The 14,607-nt window shown below is 65.9% G+C and carries 20 protein-coding genes; 16 read left to right on the forward strand and 4 right to left on the reverse strand.

Going from position 1 to position 14,607, the window contains the following annotated elements; genetic code table 11:
- The 16 genes from ACIQ67_RS04880 to tolA form a co-directional block, all read left to right on the forward strand.
- Window positions 1-217, forward strand: a 217-nt coding sequence (locus ACIQ67_RS04880) for a hypothetical protein (RefSeq protein WP_397533233.1), incomplete at its 5' end; no start/stop codon positions are given.
- 64 nt (window positions 218-281) lie between these two features.
- Window positions 282-506, forward strand: a complete 225-nt coding sequence (locus ACIQ67_RS04885; protein WP_397533234.1) for a Tfp pilus assembly protein FimT/FimU — start codon at window positions 282-284, stop codon at window positions 504-506.
- 310 nt (window positions 507-816) lie between these two features.
- Window positions 817-1,269, forward strand: coding sequence for a type IV pilin protein (locus tag ACIQ67_RS04890; RefSeq protein ID WP_397533235.1), 453 nt, complete (start codon window positions 817-819; stop codon window positions 1,267-1,269).
- On the forward strand, window positions 1,266-1,832 hold the full coding sequence (locus ACIQ67_RS04895) for a Tfp pilus assembly protein FimT/FimU (protein ID WP_397533236.1): 567 nt from the start codon (window positions 1,266-1,268) through the stop codon (window positions 1,830-1,832). Before ACIQ67_RS04890 ends, ACIQ67_RS04895 begins: the two co-directional genes overlap by 4 nt.
- Window positions 1,829-2,524, forward strand: a complete 696-nt coding sequence (locus ACIQ67_RS04900; protein WP_397533290.1) for a PilW family protein — start codon at window positions 1,829-1,831, stop codon at window positions 2,522-2,524. Before ACIQ67_RS04895 ends, ACIQ67_RS04900 begins: the two co-directional genes overlap by 4 nt.
- Window positions 2,521-3,789, forward strand: a complete 1,269-nt coding sequence (locus ACIQ67_RS04905; protein ID WP_397533237.1) for a PilX N-terminal domain-containing pilus assembly protein — start codon at window positions 2,521-2,523, stop codon at window positions 3,787-3,789. The genes ACIQ67_RS04900 and ACIQ67_RS04905 overlap by 4 nt, the downstream gene beginning before the upstream one ends.
- On the forward strand, window positions 3,786-5,000 hold the full coding sequence (locus tag ACIQ67_RS04910; protein WP_397533238.1) for a prepilin-type N-terminal cleavage/methylation domain-containing protein: 1,215 nt from the start codon (window positions 3,786-3,788) through the stop codon (window positions 4,998-5,000). The genes ACIQ67_RS04905 and ACIQ67_RS04910 overlap by 4 nt, the downstream gene beginning before the upstream one ends.
- A gap of 31 nt (window positions 5,001-5,031) precedes the next feature.
- Window positions 5,032-6,168 carry a bifunctional diaminohydroxyphosphoribosylaminopyrimidine deaminase/5-amino-6-(5-phosphoribosylamino)uracil reductase RibD gene (gene ribD / locus ACIQ67_RS04915; protein WP_397533239.1) on the forward strand — a complete coding sequence of 379 codons (1,137 nt, stop codon included), beginning with the start codon at window positions 5,032-5,034 and terminating at the stop codon, window positions 6,166-6,168.
- A gap of 47 nt (window positions 6,169-6,215) precedes the next feature.
- On the forward strand, window positions 6,216-7,310 hold the full coding sequence (gene ribBA, locus ACIQ67_RS04920; protein WP_397533240.1) for a bifunctional 3,4-dihydroxy-2-butanone-4-phosphate synthase/GTP cyclohydrolase II: 1,095 nt from the start codon (window positions 6,216-6,218) through the stop codon (window positions 7,308-7,310).
- A 41-nt stretch (window positions 7,311-7,351) separates the two neighbouring features.
- Window positions 7,352-7,816, forward strand: coding sequence for a 6,7-dimethyl-8-ribityllumazine synthase (gene ribH / locus ACIQ67_RS04925; protein ID WP_397533241.1), 465 nt, complete (start codon window positions 7,352-7,354; stop codon window positions 7,814-7,816).
- A gap of 5 nt (window positions 7,817-7,821) precedes the next feature.
- Window positions 7,822-8,313, forward strand: coding sequence for a transcription antitermination factor NusB (gene nusB, locus ACIQ67_RS04930; protein ID WP_397533242.1), 492 nt, complete (start codon window positions 7,822-7,824; stop codon window positions 8,311-8,313).
- Between the two features lie 29 nt (window positions 8,314-8,342).
- Window positions 8,343-9,533, forward strand: a complete 1,191-nt coding sequence (locus ACIQ67_RS04935; RefSeq protein WP_397533243.1) for a pyridoxal phosphate-dependent aminotransferase — start codon at window positions 8,343-8,345, stop codon at window positions 9,531-9,533.
- Window positions 9,530-9,967 (forward strand): tol-pal system-associated acyl-CoA thioesterase, encoded by a 438-nt coding sequence (gene ybgC, locus ACIQ67_RS04940; RefSeq protein WP_397533244.1) that lies wholly within the window; start codon window positions 9,530-9,532, stop codon window positions 9,965-9,967. Before ACIQ67_RS04935 ends, ybgC begins: the two co-directional genes overlap by 4 nt.
- Entirely contained in the window at window positions 9,964-10,659 is a 696-nt protein-coding gene (gene tolQ, locus ACIQ67_RS04945) for a protein TolQ (RefSeq protein WP_397533245.1), read from the forward strand. The genes ybgC and tolQ overlap by 4 nt, the downstream gene beginning before the upstream one ends.
- A 1-nt stretch (window position 10,660) precedes the next feature.
- Window positions 10,661-11,092, forward strand: coding sequence for a protein TolR (gene tolR, locus ACIQ67_RS04950; protein WP_397533246.1), 432 nt, complete (start codon window positions 10,661-10,663; stop codon window positions 11,090-11,092).
- 20 nt (window positions 11,093-11,112) lie between these two features.
- The gene (gene tolA, locus ACIQ67_RS04955; RefSeq protein ID WP_397533247.1) at window positions 11,113-12,054 is read left to right on the forward strand and encodes a cell envelope integrity protein TolA; all 942 of its coding nucleotides are present in this window, start codon (window positions 11,113-11,115) and stop codon (window positions 12,052-12,054) included.
- A 21-nt stretch (window positions 12,055-12,075) separates the two neighbouring features.
- On the opposite strand, the gene ACIQ67_RS04960 is transcribed toward tolA, so the two are convergent.
- The 4 genes from ACIQ67_RS04960 to ACIQ67_RS04975 are packed head-to-tail and all read right to left on the reverse strand — an operon-like array spanning window position 12,076 to window position 14,541.
- Window positions 12,076-12,576, reverse strand: a complete 501-nt coding sequence (locus ACIQ67_RS04960) for a DoxX family membrane protein (protein ID WP_397533248.1) — start codon at window positions 12,574-12,576, stop codon at window positions 12,076-12,078.
- A complete protein-coding gene (locus ACIQ67_RS04965) occupies window positions 12,573-13,352 on the reverse strand; it encodes a putative DNA-binding domain-containing protein (RefSeq protein WP_397533249.1) in 780 nt (259 codons plus the stop codon). Before ACIQ67_RS04965 ends, ACIQ67_RS04960 begins: the two co-directional genes overlap by 4 nt.
- Entirely contained in the window at window positions 13,349-14,221 is an 873-nt protein-coding gene (locus ACIQ67_RS04970; RefSeq protein WP_397533250.1) for a DUF692 domain-containing protein, read from the reverse strand. Before ACIQ67_RS04970 ends, ACIQ67_RS04965 begins: the two co-directional genes overlap by 4 nt.
- Before the next feature lie 35 nt (window positions 14,222-14,256).
- Entirely contained in the window at window positions 14,257-14,541 is a 285-nt protein-coding gene (locus ACIQ67_RS04975; RefSeq protein ID WP_397533251.1) for a DUF2282 domain-containing protein, read from the reverse strand.
- Window positions 14,542-14,607: the final 66 nt, after the last annotated feature.

A 14,607-nucleotide genomic window follows, 5' to 3' on the forward strand; every position in this document is an offset into this window, starting at 1 on the left:
TGATGCGCAAATGCACCCAAAACCTGCTGCTGACGACGACACCGGCGTCACGAAACCTCTTCAATCGGCACCGAGCACAACCGGCGGTGCTTTGTGCAGAGCTTCCCTAGTGTTCATCATGAACGGAACACAACCTGAGACGGCGATGCAAGGCAGCGTGCAGCAACTGAGCCACAAGGCAGCCCACCAAGCGTCACAGCTGGGGCCAAAGTCGTGAAAACTGGATTGACTGCCTGATCCTGGCGGTGCTGCTGAGCTTGGCTCTGTCTGCGTTGAAGAACATGGCGCAGCGCCAACGTCTGCATGGCATTGCACAAACGCTGATGTTGGACCTGCAGCAAGCGCGCAGCGAAGCCGTCAGCGGCGTCGAAGCTGTGAAGCTCCAACTCGACGCTCACACAACAGTTAGCTGCTACGTCCTCCACGCCGGCGCGCCTGGCATCTGCCGATGCGACAAGAACGGTGCAACCGTCTGCACCGAAGCAGGCACCGCACTGAAGACGTAATGCCTACCCGGCGCCCGCTCGATAGCCATCCGTGCCGGTGTTTCCAGCCTCGGCTTTCAGGCGCACCAAAGCTCGGTCATGAACACATGAAGCATCGATGTGCGGATTGGCGACGGTGTCGGCATTCGCCACATCGTCAGCATTACGGGCCGAGCACGTAGCTGTGCGCTGCGTGGCTGCATCGCCGGTCTTCCCTCCTGCCAGGCCTGACCCCGGGTAAAAGCGGAGCATGTGACAGACGGTCGCGGCTTTAGGATGAGCGGCAGACCGTGACATCCATCACGAAGCCTCCCCTCCTGATAATCCCGCCATGGCTTCCAGTCCAGCATTTGCAGACGGCAAGACGGCTCGCGCTCGCAGGTTTTGCGGGTTTACCCTTGTTGAGCTTCTGATCGTCGTTGCGATCGCCGCCATCCTCGCAGCGGTCGCATTGCCGGTCTATCTGGAGCAGGTCCGCAAGGGGCGTCGCAGTGACGCCGTCGCAGCGCTTTCTGCCGTGCAGCAAGCGCAAGAACGCTTCCGTGCCAATAACCCAAGCTATGCCGACCAACTGGTCACCCTCGGATTCACGTCGACAGCTTCGCCCAAGGAGTACTACGCACTCGAACTGTCTGGCGTCAGCAGCACAGGCTACACCGTGAGCGCGAACGCCGTCACTGGTCGTGCACAAGCCGCAGACAGCAAGTGCACCCGCATGGCGGTCAGGCTGCAAGGCGGGCGCGTGACCTATGAATCCACTCAGCCGGGATGCTGGTCAGAATGAAACGTGCGGCTTCATCGGGTCTGACCCTGGTCGAGTTGCTGACGGTTGTCGCCGTTTTGGGCATTTTGCTCGCTGTCGCGGCCCCGTCCCTCGCCGACATGATGAACAAACGTCGCGTCGAGATGGTTGCTGCGGAGTTGAGCTCTGACTTCGCCTACGCCAGGGCGGAAGGCGGGCTTCGATCGCGGCCTGTCAGCCTGCTGTTCGGCAGCGACGCCCAGACCAGTTGCTATGTCGTCCACGTGCTCGGCGCCATCGGCTTCTGCAACTGCCTGAACGCGGCCGGCAACGAATGTCCCCCGCCGCCGGCGAACCAGATTTTCCTGAAGGCGACTCGTGTCACCGCGTTACGCGGCGTCACCTTGGTGCCTTCCCGCGGCATGCCTTCCATCACCTTCTGGCCCCCGCATGCCACCTTGGGCAATGACCTGGGCACGTCGGTCGCCATCATCGGCAATCGCGGCTACCAGCTGGAAGCGCGTCTGAACAGCCTGGGGCGTGTCTTGATCTGCGACCCCAATGGTTCGATGGGCGGGAGCTACAAGCGATGCCCAAACGAATGAACGCCCAGCGCCAGCGCGGTTTCAGCCTTGTCGAAATGATGGTGGGGCTGACGGTGGGCATGATCGTCACCGCCGGTGCCGTCATGATGGCGACGAACCAATTGGCCGACCATCGGCGTCTCGTGCTGGAGACCCAGGTGCAACAGGACCTGCGCGCAGCGGCCGATATGCTGCTGCGTGATATGCGTCGCGCCGGCTTCTGGGTTTTGCCTGAGAACGGCGTCTGGGCCGAAGGTTTGCCGCTCCAGCGCAGCGCCTATGGCGCGGTGGAGCCCATGGCTGCAAACGACGGCATCACCTACGACTACAGCCGCGCCGACAACCGGACAGCGAGGTTTCCAAGTCACCCTGAAGACAATGCCGTTGACCCGAACCGGGAGCAGTTCGGCTTCCGCCTGCGCAACGGTACGCTTCAGTTCCTGTTGGGAGGACGCTGGCAACCGCTGACCGACCCCGGCACGCTGAACATCACCGGATTCAACGTTCAGGTCAGCACCCAGGACATTCCCCTTGAGGAATTCTGTCCCAAGCCCTGCCCGGCCGGCGCCGTTTGCGCGCCCTTCGTTCAGCAGGTGCGGCATGTCAACGTTCGCCTGGTGGGCGAAGCCGTGCACGATGCCAACGTCGTTCGCAGCGTCACGCTGAGCACCCGCGTGCGCAACGATGCCATCAGCGGGAGTTGCCCGGCATGAGCGCCCGCGCCACCCACCGGCAACGCGGCGCTGCAACGCTTGTCGTTGTCATGGTGCTGTTCCTCATCATGGCGATGATGGCCGCCTACGCCAACCGCAACCTCATCTTCGAGCAGCGCATTGCCAGCAACTACTACCGCTCAGGCATCGCGCTGGAAACGGCCGAGGCCGGGATCGACTGGGCGCTCGGCAAGCTCAACAGCGGCAACATGGACGCACTGTGTGTCGCGGATGGTGCCGGGGCCTCAAGTTTCCGTGATCGCTACCTGTCGATCGGGGCAGATCACACGATCACACCTCGACTGAACCGCCTGACGCCGATTGCCGCTTGCATCGACACTGCCGCCCAGGGCTTGGTCTGCCAATGCCGCAACGACGGTACTGTCTCCTCGCCCGCCGTGGCGGCAGCGGCGCAGTTTCAGCCGATGTTCGGCGTGGCGCTGCGATCGGTGAACAGGCCTGGCGTCGTGCGCCTGCAGGTCACGGCCTGCACCTCCACACTCAGCGAATGCTCGCCAGCGCAGGAGGCGAATGCCGCCGCTGCCGGACTCGCGCGTTCCGTCGTGACGGTGGATATTGCCTTGCTGAGCGCGCTCAAAGTGCCGCCGGCCAGCCCTTTGACCGTTCGGGACAGCGTTGATCTGGGCGCTCCAGGACTGGGCCTGCACAACGCCGAGACGTCAACACAAGGCCTGCTGCTGCAGAGCGGTGGCGCCTACACAGGCCAAACCGGCCGATCCACCACCTTGCCGGGGTCTCCCGTACGTGCGGCGCTGATCTCCTCCGACCCCAGTCTTGCCACCGCCAACCCGATGGAGATGTTCGCCAAGTTCTTCGGCATGGCACCTGGCACCTATCGCGAGCAGCCTGCTGTTCGACGCCTCACCTGCCCCGACGACTGCAGCGCTGCGCTGCAGTCTGCGTATGCCGAGGGCGCACGCATGCTCTGGATCGACGGCCGCATGAACTTGCGCAGCAACATCGTTCTGGGCAGTGCCGCGGATCCCGTGCTGATCATCAGCGACGCAGAGGCGGTGATTGAGGGGCCCATGTTGATCAACGGCCTGCTCTATGCGCGCGGCAACGTGGCCTGGAGCAACGCCAGCGGGCAGCCGGCCACCTTGACCGGCGCCCTGCTGTCTGAAGGCCAGTTCGTCGCGTCCGGTCTGGTGGATCTCGTCTACCAGCGTGGAGTCATCGACACACTGCGCAATCGGCGGGGCAGTTTCGTCCGCGTCCCCAGCAGTTGGACGGACACGCAATGAAGCGCGCTCGTGCATCCACCCCAAAGCCCACGCAGCCACGCGTGCAAGCTGGCGTCACGCTGCTAGAGGCCCTGGTGGCCTTGCTCATCATGGCCTTCGGCATGGTGGCCCTTATCGGCATGCAAGGCAATATGCGACGCAGCGCCGACTTTGCCAAGCAACTCAGCGAGGCGGTGCGCCTGGCGCAGCGAGAGACCGAAACCCTGCGCGCCTACTCACTGCTGGACCGGGATGTGAATACACCCGCGCAGCTGCTCAGCTTCGATCAGATCGTCGATGCCCAGAACGCCGATGCTGGCGATGCCGTGCGCAATGCGGTGTACACGGTGCGTCGAGATGTCGAGGATGCGCCTGATGGCGTAAACAAGATCGTCGAAGTCAGGGTCGGCTGGACCGATCGCGCCGGCGACACGCAAACGCTTCGCCTGCGCAGTTTCGTGGCCCGGATCGATCCACGACTGAGTGCCGCACTGACGATACCCGCCGATGGCGAGCCCACCCGGCGGCCGCTGGGTCGCTCTGTCACCATCCCCTTTGACGCCAAGGACCTCGGCGACGGCCGCAGTGTCTTCAAGCCCCCAAACAGCGGTGGCGTGGCCTGGATCTTCAACAACCTCAGCGGCATGATCACCAGCCGCTGCACCGGATTCGGGGTCAATACCGACACTGCATCCATCGGCGCTGCCGATGTCGCCAGCCACTGCGACAACAACATCACGGCCTACCTGCTGAGCGGCCATGTGCGGTTCTCCACCGGGCCGACACCGGATCCGGAAGCCCCGTCCAGCAACGCACTGCCGCTCGAAATGGCGGTGGACGTCGTGCCGGCTGACGCCCATCCGACCCCAGCCTACCAATGCTTCGACGACGCTCCAGCCTCACCCGTGAACACACAGGTCGACGGCGTGCGCTATTTCTGCGCCGTCTACCCCAACAGCGCCACACCACCCAGCTGGACCGGCGTGCTGCGGGTGGCTGACATCCCCCTGGGTGGCGGGGGCTACAAGGTCTGCCGCTACAGCGCCGACTACAACGGCGACGGCCGGATCTCGAACGACGAACACCCACAGCAGTACGCTGGCGTCAGCCGAGCGCTCGTCGGACAGAACTTTCTTGTCATCGCCGCAAGCAACAGCTGCCCAGTGGGTCGAACCGTCGACCCTTCAGCCGGCGCCTTTTTCAACAGCGCAACCGTCCAGCACCAGCCCTGAGCGGCCAGCGGCTGCCGCTAGACTTCGGTCAATGACGACTCCTCCTACGCACCACAGCGACGACAGCAGTGCCATGCGCCATGCGCTGGCCCTGGCCGAACGGGCGGTCGGTCTTTCCGACCCCAACCCGCGGGTCGGCTGCGTCATCACCGATCCGCAGGGTCAGGTGATCGGCAGCGGCCACACGCAGCGGGCCGGCGAAGCGCATGCTGAAGTGATGGCTTTGCGTGATGCACAGGCAAGGGGGAATGACGTCAAGGGTGCCACGGCCTACGTCACCTTGGAGCCCTGCTCGCATCATGGCCGCACGCCGCCCTGCTGCGACGCACTCATCCAGGCAGGCCTCGGGCGGGTCGTGGCCGCGCTGACCGATCCCAATCCGCAGGTCGCTGGCCAAGGCCTGGGCCGCTTGCGTGCCGCTGGAATCGCCACCGAACACGGCCTGCTTGCCGAACTGGCCCGGGAACTCAATATCGGGTTCTTCTCGCGCATGCTGCGCGGCCGCCCATTTGTGCGCCTGAAAGCCGCCGCCTCGCTGGACGGGCGCACCGCTCTGCCCGATGGGCAAAGCCAGTGGATCACCGCCGAAGCGGCCCGCCGCGATGGCCATGCCTGGCGCCGCCGTGCCGGCGCCGTACTGACCGGCATCGGCACGGTGCGGGACGACGACCCGCGGCTGGATGTCCGTCTCGTCGAGACACAGCATCAGCCCTTGCGAGTGGTGGTGGACTCCCGCCTTGAAACGCCGGTGCATGCACGCCTGCTCGCGCCGCCAGGACAGGTCCTCATCTACGCGGCCCAGCCCGATCAGCAGCGGGAAGCCGCACTGGCGGCGGCCCGGGCTGAAGTGGTGTTCAAGCCCGGCGCTGGCGCCAAGGTCGATCTGCAAGCCATGTTGCTTGACCTTGGCGCGCGCGGCATCAACGAGTTGCATGTCGAGGCCGGCCACAAGCTCAACGGCTCATTGGTGAAATCCGGCTTGGTGGACGAATACCTGATCTACCTCGCCCCGAAGCTGCTGGGCCTGGGCCGCGAGATCGCCGCCTTTGGGCCGCTGCACAGCCTGGACGAAGCCGTTGAGCTGCAATGGCGCGAGATGGCGCAGGTCGGCGACGACCTCCGGCTGCTGGCGCGCCCGAAGTACGGCGCTGATTTCTGGGCCGCTTAAGCCCCGCTCAGGGCAAACCCCTGCCCTGCCCGCCTACAATCGCGGCCATGCCTATTTCACCCGTACCCGAGCTGGTGGCCGAGCTGGCGGCCGGCCGCATGGTCATCCTGGTTGACGAAGAAGACCGTGAGAACGAGGGCGACCTCGTGCTGGCGGCCGAGCATGTCACGCCCGAAGCCATCAACTTCATGGCCAAGTATGGCCGTGGCCTGATCTGCCTGACCCTCACGCGCGAGCGCTGCGAAACCCTGCAGCTGCCGCCGATGGCCACCCGCAACGGCACCAAGCATGGCACGGCCTTCACGGTCTCCATCGAAGCCGCCACCGGCGTCACGACCGGCATTTCGGCCGCCGACCGTTCCCGCACCGTGCAGGCCGCCGTGGCCCGCAATGCACGTGCCGAAGACCTGGTCCAGCCCGGCCACATCTTCCCCTTGCAGGCGCAGGACGGCGGCGTGCTGATGCGCGCCGGCCATACCGAAGCCGGCTGTGACTTCGCGCGCATGGCAGGCCTCACGCCCGCCGCGGTGATCTGCGAGATCATGAAGGACGACGGCACCATGGCCCGTCTGCCTGATCTCGAAGAGTTCGCCAAGGAACACGGGCTGAAGATCGGCACCATCGCCGACTTGATTGAATACCGCAGCCGCAATGAATCGCTGGTGCAGCGCGTAGCCGGGCGCAGCCTGCAGACCGCCCAGGGCGTGTTCGACTGCCAGGCCTTCCGTGATCGCACAGGGGCCGTCCACCTGGCCTTGTCCTGCGGCAAGTGGACGCCGCAGGACGAAGTGCTGGTGCGTGTGCACGAGCCGCTGTCGGTGCTGGATCTGCTGGAGAGCGGCCCCACGCCCCACTCCTGGCCCCTGCCAGCCGCTCTGGCCGAACTGCAGTCGGCCGGCCGCGGTGTCGCCGTGCTCCTGAACTGCGGTGAAGAGGGCGATGCCTTGCTGGAGCGTCTGGGCACTGCAGTGCAAGCCGCGCCGCGCGGCAGCATGGATCTGCGCACCTATGGTGTCGGTGCACAGATCCTGCGCGAGCTGGGGATCCAGAAGATGAAGCTGCTGGGCAGCCCGCGCCGCATGCCCAGCATGACTGGTTACGGGCTCGAAGTCACCGGCTTTGCCGCCCCGCGCAAGGCCTGATGGCCGGCCACGAACAACAACAACAAGAAAGCAAGCAAGACATGCAAGCAGCTGACAAGGGCCAGGCCACAGCGCTGAACGGGCAGAACCTGCGCGTTGGCATCGTGCAGGCACGCTTCAACGACGCCATCACCGGCAAGCTGGCTGAGCACTGCCTGGCCGAGCTAGCGGCGCTGGGCGTCGCCAAGACACAGATCACGCACCTGACCGTGCCGGGCGCGCTGGAGATCCCGGTGCTGCTGTCGGCCATGGCCGAGAGCGATGATTACGACGCGCTGATCGCGCTGGGCTGCATCATCCGCGGCGAGACCTACCACTTCGAGTTGGTGGCCAATGAGAGCGGCGCCGGCGTCACGCGCATCTCGCTCGACACCCAGCTGCCGATTGCCAACGCCATTCTGACCGTCGAGAACGAAGCCCAGGCCTGGGCTCGCGTCGAGGAAAAAGGCCGCGATGCCGCCCGCGTGGCGGTAGAGATGGCCAATCTGCTGGAAAGCCTGCGCTGAACACCATGCCCAATACCTCGAAGCCCGCAAGCAAACCGGCCGTCAAGCGCGCGCCGGCCAAGTCCGCCCGCCGCCGCTCCCGCGAGTCGGCCCTGCAAGGCCTCTACCAATGGCTAGTCTCCGGCGAGGACATCGGCGTGATCGACGCCCACATGCGCGAGCAGGACGGCTTCGGCAAGGCTGACGCCGCCCACTTCGACGCTCTGCTGCACGGCTGCGTGCTGGAGGCAGCCGATCTGGACGCCGTGCTGGCCCGCCATGTGGACCGCAAGACCACCGAGCTGTCGCCCATCGAGCATGCCGTGCTGATGATCGGCGCCTACGAGCTGAAGCACTGCATGGACGTGCCCTACAAGGTCGCGATCAACGAAGCGGTCGAACTGGCCAAGTCATTCGGCGGCACCGATGGGCACAAGTACGTCAATGGCGTGCTCGACCGTGCCGCCATCGATCTGCGCCCGCTGGAAGTCCAGGCGGCGCGCGGCGGCGCCCGTTGAACCTTGTGGGCCCCAGCAGCACAGCGTCGATGAAACTGGCCGGGCGGCTCGATCACATCGAGCCTTTCTACGTGATGGAGTGCGCCAAGGCTGCGCGGGAGATCGCCCGCAGCCCTGCTTGCGACCCGGCCCTGGGTGGCCGGCGCATGATCTATCTGAACATCGGCGAGCCGGACTTCACCGCGCCCGAACGCGTGCAGCAGGCTGCCACAGCCTGCATCAAGGCCGGCCACACACAGTACACGCCGGCACAAGGCCTGCCGGAACTGCGCGAGCAAATCAGCCACTGGTATCGCGAGCGCTTCGGTCTGGAGATCCCAGCCCAGCGCATCATGATCACCGCCGGCGCCTCTGCCGGGCTGCAGCTGGCCTGCCTGGCTTTGTTCGAGCAAGGCGACCAGGTGCTGATGCCCGACCCCTGCTACCCCTGCAATCGGCACTTCGTCGCTGCCACCGATGCGCAGCCGGTGCTACTGAACTGCGGACCCGAGCAGCGATTCCAGCTGAGTTGCGCGCAGGTCCAAGCCGCATGGACGCCGCAGACGCGCGGCGTGCTGCTGGCCTCGCCGAGCAATCCCACCGGCACCTCGATCGCGCCTGAAGAAATGGCTGCCATCGTGGCGGCCGTGCGCCAGCGCGGCGGCGTGACCCTGGTCGACGAGATCTACCTGGGGCTCAGCTACGACGAGCGCTTTGCCCAAAGCGCGCTGGCCTATGGTGACGATGTCATCAGCGTCAACAGCTTTTCCAAGTACTTCGGCATGACAGGTTGGCGCCTGGGCTGGCTGGTACTGCCGCCCGACTTGGTGGGCCCTCTGGAACGCCTGGCGCAGAATCTCTACATCTGCCCGTCCAGCATCGCCCAGCATGCCGCGCTGGCCTGCTTCGAGCCTGAGACGATTGCCGAGTTCGAGCGCCGCCGCGCCGAGTTCCGCGCGCGCCGGGATGCCATCGTGCCGGCGCTCGAGTCGCTGGGCTTCAAAGTGCCTGTCCAGCCCGACGGCGCCTTCTACGTGTGGATGGATTGCAGCGCCTTCGCCAGCGACAGCTGGGACTTCTGTTTCAACATGATGCGCCGCGCGCATGTCGCGCTGACCCCGGGCCGTGACTTTGGCCGGCATGGCGCCGAGCGCTGGGTGCGACTGTCCTTCGCCAGCAGCATGGACGACCTGATGGAAGCCGTGGCCCGCCTCAGCCAGGCGCTGCAGCCCCAGGCATGAGCGCCCCGCTGTTCAGCCATGGCTTGCGCGTCTACTGGGAGGACACAGACGCAGGCGGCGTCGTGTTCTATGCAAACTACCTGAAGTTCTTCGAGCGAGCCCGCACCGAGTGGCTACGCCAGCTCGGCTTCGAGCAGGAGCGCCTGCGCCTGGACGCCGGCGCCATGTTCGTCGTCAGCGAGACCGCGCTGCGCTACCTGGCACCGGCACGCCTCGATGACTGGCTGGACGTCAGCGTCGAGCTGCGCGAGCGCGGCCGTGCCAGCATGCTGATCCGCCAGCAGGCCTGGCGCTCCGGCCAACTGCTTGCCGAAGGCGAAATCCGCATCGGCTGTGTGGGCGCCGCCGACTTCAAGCCCTGCCGCATTCCGGCAGCCATACTGCAAGCCCTCGACAAGACTCCCGCAAGCCTTGCGCAAGACCTGACCCCATGAATCAAGACCTGTCCATCGTCACCCTGATCATGCACGCCAGCCTGGCGGTGCAACTCGTGATGGCCCTGCTGCTGCTGATGTCGCTGGCCAGCTGGAGCGTGATCTTCAGCAAGTTCTTCGCGCTCGGCCGCATCAAGGCGGGCAACGAGGCCTTCGAAGCCGAGTTCTGGTCCGGCAAGAATCTCAACGACCTGTTCTCCAGCGTCAACGGCAGACTCGATGGTGCGCCGCTGGAGCGAATCTTCGCGGCCGGCATGCGCGAGTTCCTGAAGCTGCGTGAGCGCCGCGTCAGTGAATCCGGCGCGCTGCTGGACGGCGCACGCCGCGCGATGCGGGCCAGCTTCCAGCGCGAACTCGATGCAATGGAGAGCCACCTGTCCTTCCTCGCCTCGGTGGGTTCGGTCTCGCCCTATGTGGGCCTATTCGGCACCATCTGGGGCATCATGCACGCCTTCGTCGGCCTGTCCAATCTGCAGCAGGTCACGCTGGCCACCGTGGCGCCCGGCATCGCCGAAGCGCTGGTGGCCACCGCCATCGGCCTGTTTGCCGCCATCCCCGCCGTGCTGGCCTACAACCGATTCGCGCGCCAGATCGACCGCAGCGCCATCACGATGGAGACCTTCATCGAAGAGTTCTCCAACATCCTGCAGCGCAACGCGGGCTCGGGGTCCGGCCATCAAGGGGCCGACTGAGATGGCTGCCATTTCGCCTCGCGGCGGCAGTCGCCGCCGCACCATCAACGAGATCAATATGGTGCCCTTCATCGACGTGATGCTGGTGCTGCTGATCATCTTCATGGTCAGCGCACCGCTGATCACCACAGGCGTCGTCGACCTGCCCAGCGTGGGCAAGAGCCGGCAGCAGCCCGAGCAGGTGATCCACGTGATGGTGGCGGCCGACGAGAAGCTCAAGCTCAAGCTCGACAAGGCTGAGCCGGAAGCGGTGCAGCTGAGCGCGCTGGCCGAGCGCGTCAAGCAAGCCCAGGCCGGCAAGGACAACAGCCCGGTCGTGATTTCGGCGGACAAATCCGTCAAATACGAGGCCGTGATCAAGGTGATGGACGTGTTGCAGAGCGCCGGCATCCAGCGTGTTGGCCTGGCCGTGCGCCAGGGCGCAGTCAACTGAAGGCCGCGCATTTGGCATCGATGAGCAGCAGCAGCCCCAACCTCGCCCGCCTTGCGTTCTCGCTGCGCCCGCCGCAGACCGAAGGCATGGGCCGCGGCTTTGTCTTCGCACTGGCTGCGCACGCGCTGTTGGTGCTGGGACTGAGCGCCGGCGTGGCCTGGCGCACTCACACGCCGCCGGCCTTCGAGGCCGAGTTGTGGGCCAGCGTGCCCGTGGCGGCTGCGCCGCGTGAGCAGGAGCCGCCACCGCCGCCGCCCGAGGAGGCCGAGCCGGCCAAGCCCCAGCCCAAACCGCAAGCGCAGCCCGAGCCCGATCCGCAAGTCGAGCGCGAGGCCGAGATCGCACTGGCCAAGGAGCGCGAAAAGAAGCTCATGAAGCAGCGCGAGGACGCTGAACTGGAGCGCAAGCGCCTGGCCGAGCAGGAAGCCAAGCGCCGCGAGGAACTGAAGAAGAAGGAAGAGGCGCTGAAGGAAGCCAAGGCGCGCGAGGACAAGGCCAAGAAGGACAGGGCCGAGAAAGAGAAGACGGAAAAGGCGGAAAAAGCCAAGGCCGAGGCGGCAGCCAAGAAAGCCGAAGCCCAGGCCGATGCCAAACGCGAAGCGCAGCGCCAGGAAAACCTGCGACGCATCCAGGGCATGGCCGGCGCCAGCGGCGCCCCCAATGCCACCGGCACGGCACTGCAGAGCGCCGGGCCTTCGTCCAGCTACGCCGGACGGATCAAGGCGCGCGTGCGGCCCAACATCATCTACACCGACAGCGGCCCAGGCAATCCCTTGGCCGAGGTTGAAGTGCGCGTCTTGCCGGATGGCACCATCGCAGACTGGCGTCTGGTCAAGCCCAGCGGCAACGTCGAGTGGGACAAGGCCGTGCTGCGTGCAATCGCAAAGACCGAAACGCTGCCGCGTGACACCGACGGCCGCGTGCCGTCGGTGATGGTGCTGGCCTTCCAGCCGCGCGAGTAGAGCGCCTCGCGCCGGCCGGTTTCAGGTCGTGCCGCGAGCGCGCCAGCGAGCCAGCGCGGCGTCCAGCGAGAACAGCCCGGCACCCCACAACAGGGGCGCCAACAGCAGCAGGCCCCACAGCTGATGACCGGCCAGGGCCAGCGGCGAGATCTCGGCCAGACTCAGCACCGCCATGATGTTCACGACGCTCAAGCCTAGAGCCGCGACGCGCGTGCCCAGTCCCAGCACCAGCAGCACGGGCAGCAGCAACTCACCGCCGGTCCCCATCCAGGCCGCCAGCACGGGCGACAGCACAGGCACCTGGTACTCGTTCTCGAACAGCAGCAGCGTCGTCTCCCAGTCCTCCAGCTTGGTCAGGCCGGAACGGAAGAACACCGCGGCTACATGCCAACGCAAGGCCAGCAAGGCCGCCGCTTGCAGCAGTAGCAAGGGCGCGCGCGCAGGTGCAGGCCAGAAGGCACCGCCGCCAGCGGCGCCCGCATCCATGGCCGCATCGCGCAGGCCCGATAGAAACGCTCTCATCTTGAATCCTCTGGTGTTTGCACCACCCGCCACAGCCAGCCTTGCAGCAAGGCCTGTTGCAGCCACTTGGAAAAGTCGAATCCAGCTTCTGCCGCCAGCGCAGACTGGAGCGCCTGTGCCAGGCACTTGCCCTGCAGCAGCGCCCGAGTGAAGGCCTCGTCCCCACGAGGCAAGAGCAGCAGTTCGGCCCGCCAGCCCTTGCGCCACAGCAGCGCACAGACGGGCTGATCCTCGTCCGCGGCGCACAGCTCAGTCAGCGGCCACAGCCGCGCCGCGCCGACACAGACCGACAGCAGCGCCAAACCTGGCCGCAACTCGATCCGCAGCGCATCCGACCTCGTGTCGCCGAGCAGCTGCAGCGAGCTGGCCTCAAGCGCCACATCCACCGCACGTTCAGCCTCGCCGGCCGCTGCCTCCAGCCGCGCGCAGTCCAGCCACAGCGCCGGAAAGTCCTGTTGCACGGCCAGGAACGCAGGCAACTGGTCGGCCCACATGCCGATCTCACCGAGCTGCGGCGGCCTGTCCTGCCAGCAGCGCCACGCCATCGCGGCGAACTGCGGCTCGCCCAGAGCCTTCAACAGGCGAGGATAGGCGGCCGAGAGGCTGCGCCTCGCCAAGGCCTTGGCATTGGTTTGGTAGGTTTGGAGGCCCTGGCTCGCGTCGCCCGCGTCCCGAGACAGAGGCTGCAGCCCTGGCACGGACGCCGGGCCGCCCGCACCTGCACCGAGGATGGCCAGCACCAGCGCCTGCTGACGCTGCAACTCAGCGGCGCTCATGCCAGTGCCTCCTGCGGGCTGTGCTGCTCGGCCATGCAATCCGCTGCCAAGGCCGCCTCATCGAGCAGCACCGACAGCTCGGGCACATCGGTATCCCATTCGATCAGGCTGGGCACCGCGCCGAAGCGGCGCAGCGCGTGGCGATAGACCTGCCATACGGACTGGCAGACCCGGCTGCCATGGTCATCGATCACCAGATGCTGGAGGCGCGCATGGCCGGCGAGATGGATCTCACCCACCGTGCCCGGGCGGATGGCATCGATCCAAGCACAGGCCTGGCGCACCGCTGCCGCATCGTCACATCCCGCATTCAGCGCATTGACCACCAGATTGTTCACATCCAGCAGCAGGCCGCAGCCGGTGCTGCGGGTAAGCGCATTGAAGAACTCCGGCTCTGACAGATCCGCATCGGCGAATCCCAGGTAGGCGCTCAGGTTCTCCACCAGCATCGGCCGGCGCAGCCGCTCCTGCACCTGCTGCACATTGGCCGCCATCACGCCCAGACTGTCCAGCGTGAAGGCCACCGGCAGCAGATCGTTCGCATGCAGATCCGGCAAGCGGGCGAAGCTGGCATGGTCGGACACCTGCATCGGCTCGATGCGCTCCACAAGTGTCGCCAACTGTTCCAGATGCCAGAGGTCGATGCCCACCGCTGAGCCCAGCGAGAGCCCGACACCGTGCAGGCTGATCGGATAGTCGGCGCGCGCGCCCTGAAGCACCTGCAGGGCCGCGCCGCCTTTGGCGAAGAAGTTCTCCGAATGCACCTCCAAGAAGGCCAGCGCCGGGCGCTGCTCGCGCAGTGCTTCGTAATGTGGCTGGCGCCAGCCTATACCCACTGAGCCCGGCTGTGCGTGTGTTCGAGGGTGCATCGCTGTCTTCCTGCCTGTTCCGGTCTGCGATGGGCTTACTTCTTGTCCTTCATCATCATCTTGGCTTCGTCCGCCGACTTGCCGCCCATGCTCTTGCAGCTGCCCTTGGCCACGTACTTCCACTCGTCGATGGCGTTGTCCGCCTTGGACTGACCCGCGCAGGAGTGGCTGCCGCTCAGGTTGGCACAGTCGTTCTGTCCGGCCTTAGCCACGCCATAGCACTTTTCCTTGGCGGCCTTGTCCTGTGCCACGGCTTGCCCGACCACGCCCATGGACAGCGCAGCAGCCAGAGCGGAAGAGATGATTTGCGAGGTGTTCATCGAGGTTTCTCCATTGGGGTTCAAGAATTGCCGCAGCAGTTGATCCAGCGCGGCGCCGGCGCATCA

Source organism: Roseateles sp. (genome assembly GCF_044373315.1).
In the GTDB taxonomy this organism is placed as follows: domain Bacteria; phylum Pseudomonadota; class Gammaproteobacteria; order Burkholderiales; family Burkholderiaceae_C; genus JACDQM01.